We start from the raw sequence: 19,395 nt of genomic DNA, 5'->3' as shown, positions 1-19,395 counted from the left end.
GTCAATAAATTTCTTTAGAATGAAAGAACAATACTTAAAACAACTAACAGTTCACGAAGTACTACTGGCCTTAAAACAAGATAATATAGTCTTAGCTACGTCTTTAATTAAAAGAGAGTTAGATTGTAGTTTATTAGAAGCAAAAAAGATGGCTGAAGATATGAAAAAGCGAGTGATATAAAATCATAAGAGGTTTAAAAAACTATATAGAGTTTCTAATGCGACCCTTACAGGGTGACAAGTTTGCGTGTAGAAGTTTGTGTGTAAAAATTAGTGTTTGTTTTTATAATCCTTATCCATAATCTTGTCATCCTGTAAGGATCCCATAAGCAGTTCACACAATCAAAATCCTCAAACTAGTCAAGCTATCCGATGCTTTGTAATCTCATAAGTAGCTCAAAAACTTTATGGAGTTTCTAATACGACCCTTACAGGATGACAAGTTTGCGTGTAGAAGTTTGTGTGCAGAAGCTAGTGTTTTTTTTATAATCCTTATGTCATCCTGTAAGGATCTCATAAGTAGCTCACACAATCAAAATCCTCAAACTAGTCAAGCTATCCGATGCTTTGTAATCCTACAAATAGCTCAAAAACTTTATAGAGTTTCTAATGCGACCCTTACAGGGTGACAGTATTGTGCGTATTTTTCAGAAAAAGTTATACAAGTAGTTGATTGATAGGAAGAAGAGTTTTAAATGGAGAAGCATCTACTTTAGATTTTTAGTGATGATCCTAAAATTAAAATAAAATACTATTTTAACTTTAGAATATAAAAAAAAAGTATTTTTGTTATCAAATTCAGTAAGATTTACACTTAAATCGAAATTTAAAAACAATTTAATTATAGAAATAAAAATGATTTAAAATGATTACTCAAGCCCTTAAACCCTTACACCTACTTCCTTTCAAAACCTTCATTGACAGGAGTAATATGTTTTATATTACTAATTTTTCTGGAAAGAAAACTACAAAATGGCATCCCATTAAAGTGCCGAGTTAAGTTCTAGTTATTTCCTAAATAATAGTAATGGTTTTTTAAATATAAAAATGAGTAAAATCAGGTTTGTATAGTAAGACCATTGTAGTACAAGAGACAGCAAATGAATGGTATATTAATCTATAAATTTGTGTTTTTTTTATTTAATTATCAGCTAGTTACAAAATAATATAATTGTTTTTTCAATGAATAATTTTTTATTTGTACTTACATAAAAAGCATAATTACTGTTAAACCATTCAAATGAGTTTTTTATCTACAGATTTTTTCAATCGGTCTAATAATTTTATCAATTCATTGTCAAATCTCTAATTTTCCACAAGAATTAATTAGGAGTAAAAATTTATTTTACTATGAAAGAACTAACAATAATAAGTTTGTATAAAAAAACAATTAAATTTAATCAAAAGAAGAATAGTATAATTTTGTTACCTCTTTTTTTGATTTTTTGGACTGGATATTCCCAAGTTGCACCAGGAGGTGTAACAACACAATTAACTATTTGGTTAAAAGCAAATGATGGTATTGCTGTGGCTGATGGAGTTATAGTTAATAATTGGGTAGATAAATCTGGTGTAAGGGTTAACAATGCTACTAATGGAGGTGAATTGTCCTCACCAGTTTACAGAACCACAGGTACTAAAAGAATTAATTTTAATCCCACAGTAGAATTTGACGGAATCAATAATGGTTTAAATTTTGGTAATGATTATGTTTTTACCCTTGCAGCTCAAGCAGGTCTTAATCTTTTTGTGGTTGCTAAACCAGATATAACTAGTGCTGCCAAAACAGCTCCTTTTGTGTTTGATTTTGGATTTTATGGAGATAGAGGTTATGGTTTTGCTATTGGAAGTCATAGATCTTATGGGTATACCTCTATAGGTAATGGAGGATCAGAATTTTTTACAACTTGGGCTGGTACTTCTGAACCTAATGTGTATAATTATGATGTGAATTTTGGAACAAATAAAAATATAATAATAAATAATTTAGTTCGAGCTACTAGTACCATATCGCTAGTGGAATTAGATGCTTCACGAATTGATGAAAATAGTTCACATCAAGTTACATCTGGTCCTATTACTATTGGCCGACAATCAAAGAGTGGTAATTTAACTTTTAGTAATAATAGAGCATTTGATGGACTTTTAGGCGAAATTATTCATTATAGTAAAAATTTATCTGCAACGGAGACTTTAAAAATTAATAGCTATTTAGCCATTAAATATGGTATTACTTTAGATCAAACTTCACCAAATAATTATCTGGCTACCAATGGAACTGTTATTTGGGATGCAACAATAGCAGGAGCTTACAATAAAAACATCTTTGGTATTGGTAGAGATGACTTAACAGCTTTACATCAGCAAATTTCAAAATCGGTAAATGCGGACGGTATTATAACACTATCTACAGATACAAACTTTACAGCAAATAATGCTTCTCATACTGCAATTACCAATGATTTAAATTACTTGCTAGTGGCAGATAATGGATTAAATACTCAATTCGATACTTATATTAGTGGTTTTGCGGTGTATCATATGAATCGTATTTGGAAAGTACAAAAAACAGGTTCAGCTATTGCATCAGTAAATATAAAGTTAGATAATACAGAGGCAGATTATTTATTACTAAGTACAGATGCTGTTTTTGATAACTCAGACACAAAAATTCCAATCACAACGGATGCTTTTTTAAATATACCATTAGAAAACAACATGTATTTTACATTTGGTAATTCTATTTGTTATGAGAATGGTAGTACAGGAACTCCCGTGAGTGGTCAAAACATGATTATTTCCACTTTTGATGCTACAGCTAGTCAATCTTGGATACGTTCTGTGGATAACGGGATGTTAATTTTAGGTTCTAAAACTAAAGGTTTTGTTATAACTCGTATGGAATCACCAGAAACAACAATTATTAGTCCTGTAGAAGGAATGTTAGTTTTTGATACTGATGATCAAGTAATGAAACTATATAATGGTACATCTTGGGTAGTTTTAGAGCAAAGATGTCATTAATATTTAAAAATATTTAAAAAAGATATGATGAAAAAAATAATTTTATTTTTATGTGTAATTTTACCTTTTTCTTATTTATTTTCCCAAGTTGCAATAGGAAAAACTATGATAGAAGGTGATGGAATTTTAGATTTTCAAGAAGGAACTTTAAAAGGAATTGTTTTGCCTTGGGTTACCTCTGAGGGAGCCGTTATTTCACCAGTAGGAGGAACGTTAATTTATGATACAAGTGACCAACGGGTAAAATATTATAATGGTAGTATTTGGATTGATCTTTCAGGAAAATCAGGTATAGTAGATACTTCTTCTCAAGATTTATTAACTGATGTAGGAAATGGCATTGTTATAGGAACTTATCCTAGTACTGCTTCAGGGGTTTTAGTTTTAGAATCTTCTGATAAAGCATTGATATTGCCAAAAGTAGATAATGCTTATGCAACTATTCCTAATCCTGAACCAGGTACTATTGTTTATGATCCCATTTCAAAAACAGTTCAAATATATAATGGACAACAATGGAGTTTTTGGGGAGAAAAATTATAAGAGGATTTCAGATACTGAAAAAAATGTTACTATTTGTACTTTATTTTGATGCTCAAGCCTTCTTTTTATACTATTTTTACTATTATACTTGATTAGAATAAATCTTATGAGAAAACAGGTATAAGATTAGTAAATTAAAAGAACATATAGTTTGAAAAAAATAATTGAATATCTAGTTTTTCCTTCTGTTAGAATCAATTCCAATAAGTTATCAAAGGAACAAATTCTTTAAATTATTTTGCAAAAAAACTATTTGATGTACAGGTTGTAAATTTTATATATTTTCTTTCATTACGTATTAAAACAGGTAAAAATACGCTCTTATTATAAATTAGAGTATTGTAAATTTGATACAAGTAACTTTATAAATATATAAAATGACAACAACATGGAACTTCTTAAAAGGCACATATTGGTACGTACCTTTTAAATCATTACAAGCAATGCAAATGAGTCCAACAGATGGAACGGTAACTCAAATGATAGACCAAACGGTATGGCAAATTACAAACTACGAAAATGGGTATTTTTGGGGGAATTGTGCAGCTTTACTATATGAAAAAGACACAACTCCAACAGCGGTTCCTTCCTCATTTAGAATTATGGGATCTATTACACCACAAGGAAAAGTACTTATAGCTTTTATGCCTATAAATCAGTTAGGAGCTTTACTTGAAACAACAGGTTTTGGAGTGATGAGGGAACAAGAAAAATCTTGGGTATTTGAAATGCAAATGGCATCAGGTACAACTAACGTAGTTACTCATTGGGCATTTATGGAAGAAACACAACCTAATGATGTTTCATGGAAACAGCTTCCAGGAACAAATTATAGTGTTCCTGATTTTCTTGCAGCAGCAGGTTTTTAGTTTTTTAAAAACTTTATAAAGATTCTTATGTTAACTAAATTATAGATAATATTTATTTCTTGTTAAAAAGCAGTATAGAAAAAATGTAAAAAATCATAAAATATTGCAATACAACAATTTAATAATAAAAAAGTGTTTTTTTGATAAAATATATTGCTTAATTTTAGGTAAATAAACAATTCAAATAAACACAAATCATGAAAAAAATTACCATTATGAAACTTGCAGTAGCAAGTGTCGTTGCATTGCTTTGGTCGTGTCAAACTCCAGATGAATCAAGTAATGAAGAGTCTAATGTAAACAGTAAAACTACTTCAACTTCTTTACGTGCACCTGCTTGTGGAGATATGTATGCTTTGGTTTTATCGGCTGGAACTAGTACACCAGTTCCAGCTGGACTCACATCGCATATTTATAAAATAGATTTATGCTCATCACCAACTGTTGTGTATTCTTATCTTTCATCTATTAAGATAGGAGGTACACCTGTTACTGGTGTTACTGGTATTTGTGATATGCCAGGAGTTCCTGATTATGCTTGGGCAGTTACTGGAATAAATTCAAACTTTCCACAAAAATTACTTAAACTTCAATTATCATCGGGTATGGCAAATGTTGTTTTTAATACTACTGTACCTTTACAAGATATAGAAAATTATGGCAATACAGGGCTTTTCTTAGCGATAAAAGAAGCATCTGCTTCCATAATGAAAGTGGATGTTACTACTGGAATATGTGCTTTATTTTCGTCAATTTCTCCTGTTTCACAATACAATGGGTTAACATTTGTAGGGAATAAAGTGCAAGCTATTTCTGGTTTGACTAGTATTATGTGTTCTCCTAATTTAGGTGATATTTTAGAATACGATTTGAGTGGTAGTTTAACGGGTCGTTATTCTTATAAAAATCTTCCTGCTAATAATACCTACACCATGAAAGAATTAGGATTTCATTTTGACAATTGTTGTAAAAGATGGGTTGTGGGTAGTTCGTCAGGGATTATTTCAAATAATTTTGATGTTACTCCTTGTACACCATCAAATCCAATATTTTTGTTAAATACATTGGCAACTGGTCAACCACATTATGCTATTTATGATTTCATGGTAGAACTCTAAGGAGTTGTTTGGAATTTATAGCATAAAAAGACCATCTAAAAGGATGGTCTTTTTTTTAAAAAAATTTATTCTTGATTTTAAATAATAATTAAGGTTGTGTTATGTCAAATTTTCAATAAGTTGTTATTGCTATTTTTGAGCAGTTTTGAATGAAATCCTTCCGAAAAAGGTTTTATTTAATATAAATAATAAAATATGAAAATTTTTTATGCTGTTCAAGCTACTGGAAATGGGCACATTAGTAGAGCCACACAATTGTTTCCTTACTTACAGAGATATGGTGAAATTGATTTTTTCCTTAGTGGTAGTAATGCTAGTCTTGATGTAAGTATTCCAATACAATTTAGAAGTAAAGGTTGTAGTTTATTTTATAGCAAATGTGGTGGATTAGACTATTGGAATATTGCTAAGAATATTAAACCCTACCAAATCTACAAAGACGCAAATAAATTACCATTGCACAAATATGATGTTATTATTAACGATTTTGATGCGGTTACTGCTTTAGCTTGTAAGTTACAAAAAGTGCATTCTGTACAGTTTGGACACCAGGCAAGTTTTTTATCAGAGCATACTCCAAGACCAGAAAATAAAAGTAAAATGGGCGAATTTATCTTTAAAAATTATGCTTCAGCTCCTCAAAATTTAGGGTTGCATTTTGAACCTTATGATACGTTCATTCATCCTCCAATTATTAAAGATGAGATTGCAAATGCTACACCTAAAAATTTGGGACACATCACGGTTTATTTACCCTCTTTTGATATAAATTGCTTGGAAAAAGCGTTTCAAAGTTTGCCTGATTTGAAATTTCATTGGTTTTTACATACAATAAAAGAAATACATACTATTGGAAATATTACTTATTTTCCGGTGAACCAAAAAGAATTTAATAAAAGTCTTATTGATTGTGAAGGTATTATTACTGGTGGTGGATTTGAAACGCCCTCAGAAGCTTTATTCTTAGGCAAAAAACTCTTGTCTATTCCTATTAAAGAGCATTATGAGCAAGAATGTAATGCGGCTGCACTTAAAAAAATGGGAGTACCAGTTGCGTATGAAGTAAGAGATGATTTTAATCAAGTTATTGCAAACTGGTTGGATAGAGATATTGTTTATCCCAAAATAACAGCTAACAATGTTCCAGCGACTTTAGAGTATTTGTTTGATACTTACAACAAGTAATTACTTTTAATAAAGTAAAACAATCAGTCGATCTGAACTTATGACTATTTTTAGAATTTGATACAAGTTCAGATTGACATTATTATTGTTTTTTAGATTATCTTCTTTTACCAACAAATTCCAGTTGTTCGTCTTCATCTATAAATTCTAAATCAGCATCTTTTTCCCAAATTTCCATTTCACAAGGTTTGCAATTAAATTTCAATTTATAGGCATTTTCTCCATGAGTAAGGGTTAATGGTTCTACTACTTTTTCACCCATTGTATCTCTTTGAAAACGAGCGCATTTTCCTAATTCATATTTCACACAATATTTTGTAACCATTACTCTCGATTTTCCTGGATCCCATTGCATTTCAAAGGCTTTTTCAATTTCAGTAACACCATGACGTTTGTAAAACTTTCTAGCCAAATGATTGGATACATTATAGGTAAAATCGAGTTCTTTTACAGGATAAGGATGATCAGTTTTGGTAATCTGAAACTCTTCTCTGTGATATTCGTTGATACGAATGTCAATTAGTTGCTCTAAAACCGTTCTTCTGATTTCATTGACTTTTGAAATAGGTAAGAACCAATTATTGGAAAAAGAAACTTCAATATTTTCAACAATAAATGGAGTATTTCCAGTTTTTGCTAAATTGGTTTTGATATTTGGAAGGGTAGAAGCTTCATTTTTAGCCACTTCTTTATCTGTTTCTAAAGTTGCCATACTAGTATGTCCATCTTCATCAGTAGCAACTAGTAAAAAACCTTCATTTGTTTCAGTAAACACTAAATCAACACTTATTTTTCTAACAGCGCTATTTTCTTTTTCAACTATTTTATTAAATTCAGCATCTGAATTTCTGTAAATATCGGTTCCTATGGCTAATGGTTTGAAAGTATTTGGAACGACGATATTATTGATAATAATATTTATTTGTGCTCCATCAGCTTCACCAGCTTCATTGATAAAATAAAGACCATCACCGTTATTCAATTTATCTGAATTTTCAATTACATAACCATTGGCTTTTAATTCTAAAACTTTACCAATATATTGTCCTTGTGATTTTGGAGTATCCCAACTTCCGATTTTTTCTTTGCGTTTGTTTACAAAATAATCGGTATAACCTCTGTTAAAGCTTCTGTCCATTTCTGGTTCGAAATTATAGAAGGTTTTTCCTGATGAGGCTTTTTGGAACGTATCATTATTTTCTAAGAAAGAATCTAATTTTCTTCTTAGGAAAGAGGTATTATTTTTTACGTAGACAATATCTTTTAAACGACCTTCAATTTTAAAGGAAGTAATTCCAGCTTCAATTAAATTAGGTAATTGATCACTTAAGTCTAAATCTTTTATCGATAACAAATGACTATTTGAAATTAATGTTGTACCAGTACCATCTACTAAATTGTAGGGTAAGCGACAGTTTTGCGCACACGAACCTCTATTAGCACTACGTTCCCCATTAGCAATACTCATGTAACAATTACCACTAAAAGAGACACAAAGTGCACCAGAAACGAAGAATTCTAGTTCTACATCAGAAGCTTCATGAATCTCTTTAATTTGGTCCAAATTGAGTTCTCTAGCTAAAACCACACGTTGAATTCCAGCATCTTTTAGGAATTTTACGTGTTTTGGATCTCTATTATTAGCTTGTGTGCTAGCATGAATTACGATAGGAGGTAAGTTCATTTCGAGAATAGCCATATCTTGAATAATCAGTGCATCTACACCTATAGCATATAATTCGTGAATTAATTTTTCACAAGGTTCTAATTCTTTTTCATACAAAATGGTATTAAGTACTACAAATACTTGTGCTTTAAATAAATGAGCATAGGAAACCATTTCAGCAATATCTTCTACAGAGTTTGTTGCGTTTGTACGAGCACCATACAAAGGAGCACCAATATATACAGCATCTGCACCTGCATTAATAGCAGCAATTCCTTGCACCAAATTTTTGGCAGGAGCCAAAATCTCAATCTTCTTTTTCATACAATTGTAGTGATAAGTTTTATTCTTAAAAAGAATAGAAGATGCAAAAGTATAAAATACTTCAGAAATAATTTATAGAATGCTTAAAATTCAGAATGAAAAAGTGTTTTAATAGCTAAAATGATTTTCCTTTTTTACTAATAATTTTAGCATATTTGCAACTAAGTTATAAATACTATACTCGAGAATGTTACAACCAGAAGTTAAAAGTAAGCTAGAAGAAGACATAGCTCAAATAAAAGTAGATTTCACCAAAGTTTTTCAAGGAGAATATTTAAAAAATAACTAATATGCAATGTATTATTTTTATAGGCATTCCTGCAAGTGGAAAAAGTTCGTTTTATAAAGAACATTTTTTTAATAGTCACATTAGAGTTAGTTTAGATTTATTGAATACAAGAAATAAAGAACGAAAATTAATCGACTATTGTTTTTCAACACAATCTAAGTTTGTGATTGATAATACTAATGTCACTAAAGAAGAAAGAGAAAAGTATATTACTCTATTGAAAGAGAAGAAATATGAAATTATTGGATATTATTTTGAAACTAATTTGGAAGATGCTTTAGATAGAAATGAAAAGCGAAAGGAAAGTATTGCTCAAATAGGAGTGAAGGCAAAGTACAAAGAATTAGAGTTGCCAAACAGTGAAGAAGGATTTGATAAAATCTATAAAGTGAGCTTAAAAAACAAACAATTTAAAGTAGAAGAGTATGAAGTTTGAAAGTCTTGATGCAAAAATGAGAAAAAACGAAACCCTTTTTGATCAGTATGTTTTGCCTGAAAATTATATTATAGTAAGACTAGATGGAAAAGGATTTACAAAACTAACCAAAGAAAGCTTGGATTTAGAAAAGCCATTTGATATTCGTTTTCATGAAGCAATGGTAGCGACAACCCAACATCTTTTGAACTCAGGTTTTAAAGTTTTGTATGCTTATACACAAAGTGATGAGATATCATTATTAATAGATAAATTTGACAATGCATTTAATAGAAAAGTGCGAAAAATTAATTCTGTTTTAGCAGGAGAAGCTAGTGCATTTTTTAGTATGTATTTTAATTCTTTATCAGTTTTAGACTGTAGAACTATTTGTGTACCCAATGAACAAATGATTCTTGATTATTTTTGTTGGAGACAAGAAGATTCACATAGAAACTCCTTATCTGCTTATTGTTATTGGACTTTAAGAAATAATGGTGATACATATAGCGAAGCTACTAAAAAAGTAGAAAAACTGTCTATGTCTGCAAAAAATGAACTCTTATTTCAATATGGAATTAATTATAACAATTTACCTTTATGGCAAAAAAGAGGTGTTGGGTTATTTTATAAAAATGTTGAAAAAAGTGGAATAAATCCAACTAATAATCAAGAAGTATCATTCATAAGAAAAGAAATATTCTTAGATAATGAATTACCTATTAAAGAATCGTATAGAACATATTTATTACAAATTATAAAAGATTCAAATTTACAACAAGGTTAAATCAACCATTTCCTTAAAATATTTTCTAAATCTGTTTTAATTATTGGTTTTGACAGATAATCATTCATGCCAGCTTTAAAACATCTATCTTTTTCATGAGCTAATATTCCTGCGGTTATTGCAATGATAGGAAGGTTTTTTCCAGTGGGTAATTGCCTTATTTCTCTAGTGGCTTCATAACCGTTTTTATTAGGCATTTGAACATCCATTAAAATTAAATCGATACTTTCATTTTTGAATATTTCTATTGCTTGTAAACCATCATTTGCTTCAAAAATGGTAACATTAGAATTAATTTTCTGAATTAATGTTTTGGTTAATAGCATGTTTACTTTATTGTCCTCCACAATAAGTAAGCGATATTTTTTTAAAATTTCTGGCTCATATACAGGAAAAGTATTGATGCTTTTTTTAACTTTTATATTCGTGTTTTTTTTGTATTTTATTTTTTTAAATGTTATTGAAAAGAAAAATTTACTTCCTTCTTCATATTTACTTTTTAATTCTAATTTGCTGCCCATTAAAGCTAAAAGTTGGTTTGAAATAGCTAAGCCTAATCCTGTTCCTCCAAATTTTCGACTGGTAGAATTGTCTTCTTGAACAAAAGAATCAAATATTTTTTCATTGTTGTCTAACTTGATGCCAATTCCAGTATCATTAACGGAAAAATGAATTACTGATTCTTTTTTGGAAGATTTAATTTCTGTAATATTTAATTGAATTTCACCAAATTCAGTAAATTTCAAGGCATTACTTAATAAGTTCATTAATATTTGTTTCAAGCGAACAACATCGGCTAAAACATATTGAGGCACCTTCTTATCTTTATTAAGTACTAAATTTAATTTTTTCTGATGCGCTTGGTATTGGAACAAATCAACTACTTGTTGGGTTAATTCAAACAAATCGACTTCTTCAATATTTAATTCAAATTTACCAGATTCAATTTTTGAGAAATCTAAAATATCATTGACTATTTTCAATAATGAAGAGGCAGATTCATTAATAGTTGACATGTACTGATAATGTGTTTTCTCTAAATTTGATTCCATTAATAAATGGCTAAAACCAATAATTCCATTAAGAGGAGTTCTAATCTCATGACTCATGTTTGCTAAAAAGTCGGTTTTAGCTTTATTGGCTGCTTCTGCTTGTTCTTTTCCTTTTAATATTTCAATTTCCATCAATTTCCGTTCAGTAATATCAATAAAACTAGAAACAATTTCTGTTATTCTTCCGTTTGAATTTGTAACAGAAAAAGCATTAAAAAGAAGCCATATTATTTTTTCAGATTCTGGGTTAGCAACTCCTAAAATAAAGTTTTTAATGGGTTTGTTTTCTTTTAAAATTTGATTAATAGGATATTTGTCTTTGGACATCATTGTTCCATCTTCATTTAAGAATATCCAATTGGGAGCTAGATTTAAGTTCTCCCTATTTATTCCTAATAATTGAGAGGCTTTAACATTGTTTAATAGAATAGAGCCATCTATATCTTGTACAACAATGCCAGCATCTAAATTATCTAGTACATCACGATACCGTTCTTTACTTTTTTGAAGCTCTAATTCAGATTGTTTTGCAATGGTAATGTCTCTGGAAAGGCAAATAAAATGATTTTCATTATTTTTATTTACTTCCATGGGCGCTATAGATAATTCAAACCAATGGATGCCGCTTGATAATTCTAATGCATATTGTTTACCAGTAGAAAAACCTTTAACGGCTACTTCTTCCATAGCCAAAAAAAAGCATTCTACAGCACTTGGTGGTAAAACATCTGAAAAGGTTTTTCCAATGATAGCTGTAGAAGAATGCGATAGTAAATTTTCTCTATGAGAATGATAATTATAGATTCGTCCATCCAGATCTACTTCAATCAATAAATCTGGAATGGCATCAATAATTGCTTCTAATTTTTCATACGATTTTTTAAATTCTTCTTCAACATGTTTTCTTTCGGTAATATTAGTAGTAGTGCCTACATAACCTACGACTTCGTTATTAGCGTTTCTTTCGGGAATTGCCTGTCCCATAACCCACACTATTGAGCCATCTGGACGAATGAATCGATATTCAGATAGAGATAAGTCTTTTTGTTCAGTAGCATTTTCCCAACCTTTATGTAAGGATTTTCTATCTTCTTCATGTACAGCGTCTAACCAACCGTTACCTAGTGCTTTTTCATAAGGCATTCCTGTTATTTCAGACCAACGAGGGTTAACATAAGTTGTATATCCATCTGCATCTGTACGAAATATACCTACAGGAGAAATTTCTGTTAAAATATGATACCTGTTTTCACTTTCAGTCATCTCTTCTAATGCTTTTTTTCTAAGTCTTTCTTTCTCAAAAACATCTAAAGCAAACGATACATCTGAAGTAGCTTCTTCTAACAAGGCTATTTCTTCTGCATCAAAAAAGTTTTTTTCACTAGCATAAAAACAAAAAATCCCTACAGGTTTACCAAATTTCTTAATTGGTAATATCATCAAAGACAGAAAATCTCTTTTTAAAGCTTCATCTTTCCAAGATTCCATGATATAGTCATTGGCAATATCATTAACAACAACATAATTTTCTTTTTGTAAAGATTCACATCTTGAAGCTATTGTTTCTGCAAAATCAGTAATTAATAGGTTTCTAATTTTGGTTACATAGCCATTGTCTTCTCCTTCAATGATTATTGGTTGAATTTTTTGAGTAGTTTCATCGAGCATGCCAATCCAGACCATTTTAAATTTCCCAATATTTACAGCAATTGAACATGCTTCTTGAAATAAAGTATTTTCATTAGTTGTACGAACAATCATTTGGTTCATTTGGCTAATAAAATGATACAAGCGGTTGGCCTTTACAATTTTTTGCTTGGCTATAATACGATCTGTTATGTCTGTAGCTATTCCATGACAAATTATTGTTCCTTCAGCTTCAACCACAGGTAGTGAATTTACTTCATGCCATACTAACCCTTTTGTAGGATGAAGATAACGATAAGTACAATTAAGAGGAATTAATTTAGTTTTTGTTTCAGTAATACTACTTATAACAAATTGTAAATCTTCTGGATGTATTAAGTTGAAAATCTTGTCAGGATTATTTTTAACTTCTTCAAAAGTAAAACCATAAATATCGCCAATAGCTTCACTTGCATAAGGATAACTTAAGGAGCCATCTTTGTTTTGTCGCATGGAATAAATAAGTCCTGGTGAAGTAGCAGCTATTTTATCAAATTTTTCTTTTTCTTCCGTTATGATTTCAAAAATCTTCTTTCTTTCTGTTATATCTCTTAGGATTACAATAATACCATTTATGTTGTCATCTTCTATTCGATTATTTATTACACCTTCAAGCCAAATATAACTTCCATTTTCATGTTTTACTTGTAGTGTAATAGGAATTGGAGTTTTGGGCTGAGCCAAGGCTTTTTCTATCATATCAGCAACGTATGCTAGATATTCAGGATGAATATATTCTATGAGTGGTTTTTGTAAATGCTCTTCGTCTATCCATCCAGTAATGATAGCCGTCGATTTGCTACGATAAAGTGTGTCTAGATTTTCATCCATTAAAATAATAATGCTGTCATTATAATCTAACAAAGCATGATAAATATTTTTATAAGTATCACTTTCTTCTTCATTGAAATTATTTTGCGCTTTTTTATTTTCAAGAAGTCTTTTAATTTGTGCTTCTTGTTCTTTTGTTTTTTTTAGTAACGCTTCATACTCTCTTTCTATGTCTCTCATGCAATTTCCTTATTATTCAATCTTGTAACCTATACAAACATTAAATTTATTTTAAAATAGTAAGTGACTATTGATAATCATTTAAAAATACTATTTTTTTAAACTATTTATGATTTTAATTCCATAAAATTGCAAATATTCTTTTTTAGTAGTAAAAATCGTATTTTGCAGTACAAATTCAAACTATAACAAAAATGATACCATATGCTATTTAAAAGGAACACTATTCATCCATGAATATAAAATTAGTATTTTTATTGCATAAATTTTATTACCTATTTAAAAGTTCTTTATAATGACCATACAAGACTTAAAATCTAAAAACTGTATCCTTTTTGAAGTTATTTCAGGAAGTAAATCTTTTGGATTAAATACACCTACTTCAGATACTGACATTAAAGGTGTTTATTATTTACCTAAAGATCAATTTTATGGCTTAGAATATGTGCCTCAAATTAGTAATGAAACTAATGATGAAGTATACTATGAAATAGGACGTTTTATAGAATTATTATTAAAAAATAATCCGAATATTATAGAGATTCTGGCTACTCCTCAAGATTGTATTTTGTATAAACATCCTTTAATGAATCAGTTGAATTTAAACGATTTTTTATCTAAATTATGTAAGGATAGTTTTGCTGGTTATGCTATGACACAAATTAAAAAGGCGAGAGGTTTAAAAAAGAAAATTGTAAACCCAATTGCAAAAGAGCGTAAAAATTTATTACATTTTTGTTCTATTTTAAAAGGATATGATAGTATACCATTGTTAGATTGGTTGCACCAAAATAAAATGAAACAGGAACAATGCGGTTTAATTAATGTGCCCAATGCAAAAGGTATTTATGCTTTATTTTATGATAAAGAGAATAGGCTAGGTTATAAAGGTATTATTAAAAATGAAATGTCAAATGAAGTCTCTTTATCTTCTATTTCTAAAGATGAAAAAGAAAAGGCTTATTTGTCTTGTAATTTAGATGGTTATTCTAAATATTGTAAGGAATATGCTGAATATTGGGACTGGATGGAAAAACGAAATGAAGAACGTTATAATACTAATCAAAAGCATGGTAAGAATTACGATTCTAAAAACATGATGCATACCATAAGATTATTACAATCGGCAAAACAAATTCTTTCTATTGGAACTTTAAATATTAAAGTAGATAACCGTGAAGAATTGTTAGCTATTAAAGCGGGTGAAATGGAATATGAGGATTTACTTCAAAAAGCTGATGATTTAATAATTTCTATTGAAAACTTATATCAAACTTCAACTTTACCTGAAAAACCTAATGTAGAAAAGGCTGTTAATACATTAATTACTATTAGAACTACTTTATATTCTTAATTTTTTAAGAAATAGTTAATTAAAAATCTAAATCTTTTTTATTTATTAAAAAGTTATCTTAAAATTAATTGTAAGTTAATTATCGATATTTTTGTGTTTTAATCTTTGACTATGCCTATTAAAAAGTTTTTCTATCTCTTCTTTTGTGTACATTTTTATGCATACAGTCAAAACATTAGGCATCTTTCTGTAGAAGAAGGGTTACCACAATCATTTGTATCAGGCTTAGCTCAAGACAAGGAAGGTTTTATTTGGGTAGCAACACATAATGGTCTTGCAAGATATGATGGCCATCATTTTAAAAATTTTCAGCATCATTCTAAAAATTCGTTTTCGCTTTCTACAAATTTTATTTCTCAGGCTTATTTAGGACATAAAGATATATTTTGGTTACGATATGATAACGGATGTATAGAAGGTTTTAATATGCAAACACAAGAGATACAGCATGTTGTTTCAAAAGACTTCTTAGATAAAAACAGATTAGTAATTTCAAGAAGAGGTTGGTTAGTAGCATCTAATAATCTCTTTTGGTTTATTGGAAAAAATGGTCAAGTAAATCATTTTGATTTACCTGTTAATAATAAGAAAGATAAGATTAATCGATATTATTTTAAAAATGATACTATCCATTCTATTTTTGAAGATAAAAATCAATCTATTTGGGTATTAAGCGAGCAGGCATTAAGTAAATTTATTGCAAAAGAAAATAGATTTAAGCAGTATAAATTACCTTACAAAATGAATTTTGATACCAAATTTGATTTTGGTGAAGAAATTCCAGTTATTATTGAACGGTCTAACGGAGAATTAATGTGGTTAGATCGTAATCATTTATATTTTTTTAATCCTTTAAAAAAGACATTTCGAAAAACACAGTTGCCAGAAGTAGCTACTTTTAATGGGAAATTTTTAGCATTGGCTGTTGATGGTAAAGAATATTTTCAAATTAATGAAACCATTTATTGTTATAGTTCTAATTTAGGGATAGAAAAAAAAATAAAAACGCATGTTAAAAATAATAGAGATACACAGGCTTTTTTAATTGATAATTCGGGACTTATTTGGTTAGCGGCTAATACCGATGGATTATATCAAGTTGATTTAACTTCAAATTTTGAAGCGTTTAAATACAATACTGATTTTGCAGTAGATTTGCTGGAGAAAGAATTTAAAATTTCTTTTTTTGACTTTTTTAATCTTAGCGAAACCCAATCAGGACATTTACCACCAGCTTATAATTTAAGATATTTTAATGATAAACAAAATCAAAAAATATGGATAGCTCTTAATAGAACTGTTTGTTATTTTGATTATAATAGTCAACAATTAAAAAAGATTCCTCTTTTGCCTAATAATGGTTCAAATAATTTTACTCCAATAAAAGGAATTGCGTTATTAAAAAACGGAAATCCAATTGTTATAGATCATAAAAATGACATATACAGTTATGATTTACAAACAAGTTCATGGCATACTGAATTTACTGAAAAGCAAGTAAAACAAGCACTTGGTCATACAATAAATCCAACAGGTCTATTAGTCGATACTAATAAAGTATGGATTACTTCAGAATACACTGGACTTATTTGTATTGAAATGGATAAAAGCAAAATTTATAAAATCAATGTAAGTAGTAATGAGTTAAATGGGGCAGAGAATAAAATTTATGGCATCGTTCCAGATTTAGTTAAAGATAATATTTTTTGGTTGGCAAGTGCACAAGGGTTAGTCTATTTTAATAAAAACACATTAAAGAGTGCTCTTATTCCAATTACAAGAGAATTACAAGATAGTATAATTTACTCCATCTTTATGGACAATTCTGGCTATTTATGGTTGGGTACTAATAAAGGTTTGTGCAGATTTGATACTGTATCTTATTTAAATAGAACATTTACCAAACAACATGGCTTACCATGTTTGGAATTCAATAGATTTCACCAACTTATTTTACCAAGTGGTAAAGTTGCCTTTGGAGGTCTAGAAAGTGGAGTATTATTTGAACCTCAAGCCATAAGAGAAGATACTTATAATCCTAACATAGCTATAACAGATTTAAAAATTAATAATATTCCATATAAGAATAAAAAAATAGCTAATACTAATTTATTAGACACTATAAAACTTCCTTACAATCAGAATTCATTAACGATTGAATACGCAGCGCTACAGTTTGCGCAACCAGAAGACATATTATATAGATATCGATTAAAAGGTTACGATACAGATTGGATATTATCCGATAATAAAAGAGAAGCGATTTACACCAAAGTTCCTTCAGGAAGTTACCGTTTTGAAGTAAATGCCACAAATACTTCAGGAGTTTGGAGCTCTATTAACAAGGAATTGGTAATAAATATAACACCACCATGGTGGAAAACATTTTGGGCTTTATCTCTATACATGTTAGTCATAATTCTATTGTTAATTTTATTTATTAACTATAGAATAAATGAAGGAATTATGAAAAATGAAATAGTTCTTAAAGAAAAAGAAACTCAACAATTAAAAGAGTTGGATGAAATGAAAAATCGTTTCTTTTCAAACATTAGTCATGAACTTCGCACACCTATTACTTTAATAATGGGACCTACAGAGCAGCTTTCAAAGGTTAAAGAAGAAAAAGAACAAAAATATCTTTTATCAATAATTGAAAAAAATGCAAATAGTCTATTAAATCTTACTAACCAATTACTAGATATTGCAAAATTAGAAGCAGGAGCATTGAAGCCTTATATGGTATGGGAAGATATTATAGCATTACTGAAGCAGTTAATTGCTGTTTTTAATCTAGAAGCTCAATCAAAAAAATGTGAAATTATTTTTGAAGGACCAACAGTAGCTATTTATTATTATGCACCAGATTTAATGGAAAGGATAATGTATAATTTACTTTCTAATGCTATTAAATTCAGTAATGAAGGAGGTAAGATTACAATATCTCTTAAGGAATTATCAAATGGAATTATAATTGATGTAAAAGATAACGGTAGAGGAATAGCAAGTAATGAATTACCAAATATTTTCAATAGATTTTATCATTTGGATGCCAATAAAAAAGAAGTAGGAAATGGCATTGGACTATCATTAGTAAAAGAAATTATAACATTACTTAATGGAACTATAAAGGTAGTAAGTTCTATTGAAGAGCACGATCATGGCACTGCATTTATAATTTTTCTACCTTTTGAAAAAGCTACACATGAAACAATATTAGAGGTTACTAATAATGAAGAAGAAGAATTCAATGCTGTCAATAAAGTCAGTTCAAAGCCAGTAATCCTATTAGTGGAAGACAATAAAGAGTTAGCCGATTTTATTACTTCTAGTCTTATTCCATATTACACTGTTTTTTGTGCAGAAGATGGTCAAAAAGGAATTGATTTAGCTCTTGAAATTTTACCAGATTTAATCATAAGCGATGTTTTAATGAAAAGAAAAAGCGGATTTGAATTGTGCAAATATCTTAAAACAGATATAAACACAAATCATATTTCCATTATTTTATTGACTGCAAAGTTTGATATGGAAAGTAAATTGGAAGGATTGTCCTATGGAGCAGACGACTATATTAGCAAACCATTTAATATAACCGAATTATTATTACGGATAGAAAATAGACTTGAACAACAAAAGAAACAAAGAAATTTTTTATACCGGAATTTAAAATTATTGCCAAGTGAAACAGAAAACGACTTAAAGCCTAGCGAAAATGACTTTTTAGTACAAATTTATGGTATTATTGATAGTAGATTAGAAGATGAAAATTTTAATGTTGAAGAATTAGCTACCGCTTTAAATATGAGTAGAACCAGTTTACATAGAAAAATTAAAGTTTTAACCAATTTGTCTAGTGGTGAAATTATAAAACTCTATCGACTTAAAAGAGCAGTTTTCTTTTTATCTCAAAAATTTACCATATCTGAGGTTGCTTATAAAACAGGTTTTGGTAGTCCTTCCTATTTTACAAAATGCTTCAAGGAAGTTTATGACTGTACTCCAACAGATTATATTCAAAAAAAGGATTCTTCAAAGTTTTTATAAGATAAAAGTGAATAAAAACGATGAA

Annotated in this window: 12 protein-coding genes; 10 read left to right on the top strand and 2 right to left on the bottom strand. The window is 29.2% G+C overall.

The genetic code is table 11. The features are described 5' to 3' along the window. The first annotated feature begins 19 nt into the window (after positions 1 to 19). The 6 genes from ACULEV_RS08390 (at position 20) to ACULEV_RS08365 (ending at position 6,739) form a co-directional block, all read left to right on the top strand. Positions 20 to 181 carry a hypothetical protein gene (locus tag ACULEV_RS08390; RefSeq protein WP_445458219.1) on the top strand — a complete coding sequence of 54 codons (162 nt, stop codon included), beginning with the start codon at positions 20 to 22 and terminating at the stop codon, positions 179 to 181. A gap of 1,169 nt (positions 182 to 1,350) precedes the next feature. Beyond that, positions 1,351 to 3,024, top strand: coding sequence for a hypothetical protein (locus ACULEV_RS08385; RefSeq protein WP_445458218.1), 1,674 nt, complete (start codon positions 1,351 to 1,353; stop codon positions 3,022 to 3,024). 24 nt (positions 3,025 to 3,048) lie between these two features. Then, positions 3,049 to 3,567 carry a hypothetical protein gene (locus ACULEV_RS08380; RefSeq protein ID WP_445458217.1) on the top strand — a complete coding sequence of 173 codons (519 nt, stop codon included), beginning with the start codon at positions 3,049 to 3,051 and terminating at the stop codon, positions 3,565 to 3,567. Between the two features lie 377 nt (positions 3,568 to 3,944). Next, positions 3,945 to 4,436 (top strand): hypothetical protein, encoded by a 492-nt coding sequence (locus ACULEV_RS08375; RefSeq protein ID WP_445458216.1) that lies wholly within the window; start codon positions 3,945 to 3,947, stop codon positions 4,434 to 4,436. A 197-nt stretch (positions 4,437 to 4,633) separates the two neighbouring features. Continuing rightward, the gene (locus tag ACULEV_RS08370; RefSeq protein WP_445458215.1) at positions 4,634 to 5,554 is read left to right on the top strand and encodes a hypothetical protein; all 921 of its coding nucleotides are present in this window, start codon (positions 4,634 to 4,636) and stop codon (positions 5,552 to 5,554) included. Positions 5,555 to 5,749: 195 nt separating this feature from the next. Continuing rightward, complete coding sequence (locus tag ACULEV_RS08365) at positions 5,750 to 6,739, top strand: glycosyltransferase family protein (protein ID WP_445458214.1); 990 nt, start codon at positions 5,750 to 5,752, stop codon at positions 6,737 to 6,739. A gap of 97 nt (positions 6,740 to 6,836) precedes the next feature. On the opposite strand, the gene ACULEV_RS08360 is transcribed toward ACULEV_RS08365, so the two are convergent. Further along, the gene (locus tag ACULEV_RS08360) at positions 6,837 to 8,729 is read right to left on the bottom strand and encodes a peptidase U32 family protein (RefSeq protein ID WP_445458213.1); all 1,893 of its coding nucleotides are present in this window, start codon (positions 8,727 to 8,729) and stop codon (positions 6,837 to 6,839) included. 290 nt (positions 8,730 to 9,019) lie between these two features. Here ACULEV_RS08360 and ACULEV_RS08355 point away from each other — a divergent pair, with 290 nt between their 5' ends. Both ACULEV_RS08355 and ACULEV_RS08350 read left to right on the top strand, forming a co-directional pair. Then, positions 9,020 to 9,454 (top strand): AAA family ATPase, encoded by a 435-nt coding sequence (locus ACULEV_RS08355; RefSeq protein WP_445458212.1) that lies wholly within the window; start codon positions 9,020 to 9,022, stop codon positions 9,452 to 9,454. Then, positions 9,444 to 10,220 (top strand): tRNA(His) guanylyltransferase Thg1 family protein, encoded by a 777-nt coding sequence (locus ACULEV_RS08350; protein WP_445458211.1) that lies wholly within the window; start codon positions 9,444 to 9,446, stop codon positions 10,218 to 10,220. The genes ACULEV_RS08355 and ACULEV_RS08350 overlap by 11 nt, the downstream gene beginning before the upstream one ends. Here the strand turns inward: ACULEV_RS08350 and ACULEV_RS08345 are convergent. After that, complete coding sequence (locus ACULEV_RS08345; protein WP_445458210.1) at positions 10,217 to 13,969, bottom strand: PAS domain S-box protein; 3,753 nt, start codon at positions 13,967 to 13,969, stop codon at positions 10,217 to 10,219. The two genes, ACULEV_RS08350 and ACULEV_RS08345, sit on opposite strands and share 4 nt — an antisense overlap. A 295-nt stretch (positions 13,970 to 14,264) precedes the next feature. Here ACULEV_RS08345 and ACULEV_RS08340 point away from each other — a divergent pair, with 295 nt between their 5' ends. Both ACULEV_RS08340 and ACULEV_RS08335 read left to right on the top strand, forming a co-directional pair. Then, positions 14,265 to 15,323 carry a nucleotidyltransferase domain-containing protein gene (locus tag ACULEV_RS08340; protein ID WP_445458209.1) on the top strand — a complete coding sequence of 353 codons (1,059 nt, stop codon included), beginning with the start codon at positions 14,265 to 14,267 and terminating at the stop codon, positions 15,321 to 15,323. A 111-nt stretch (positions 15,324 to 15,434) separates the two neighbouring features. Beyond that, complete coding sequence (locus tag ACULEV_RS08335; RefSeq protein WP_445458208.1) at positions 15,435 to 19,370, top strand: hybrid sensor histidine kinase/response regulator transcription factor; 3,936 nt, start codon at positions 15,435 to 15,437, stop codon at positions 19,368 to 19,370. Positions 19,371 to 19,395 lie beyond the last annotated feature (25 nt).

The sequence above is a fragment of the Flavobacterium sp. HNIBRBA15423 genome (genome assembly GCF_052655965.1).
Note: the sequence above shows the minus strand (reverse complement) of the source record. Positions and strands in the feature narration are given on the sequence as shown.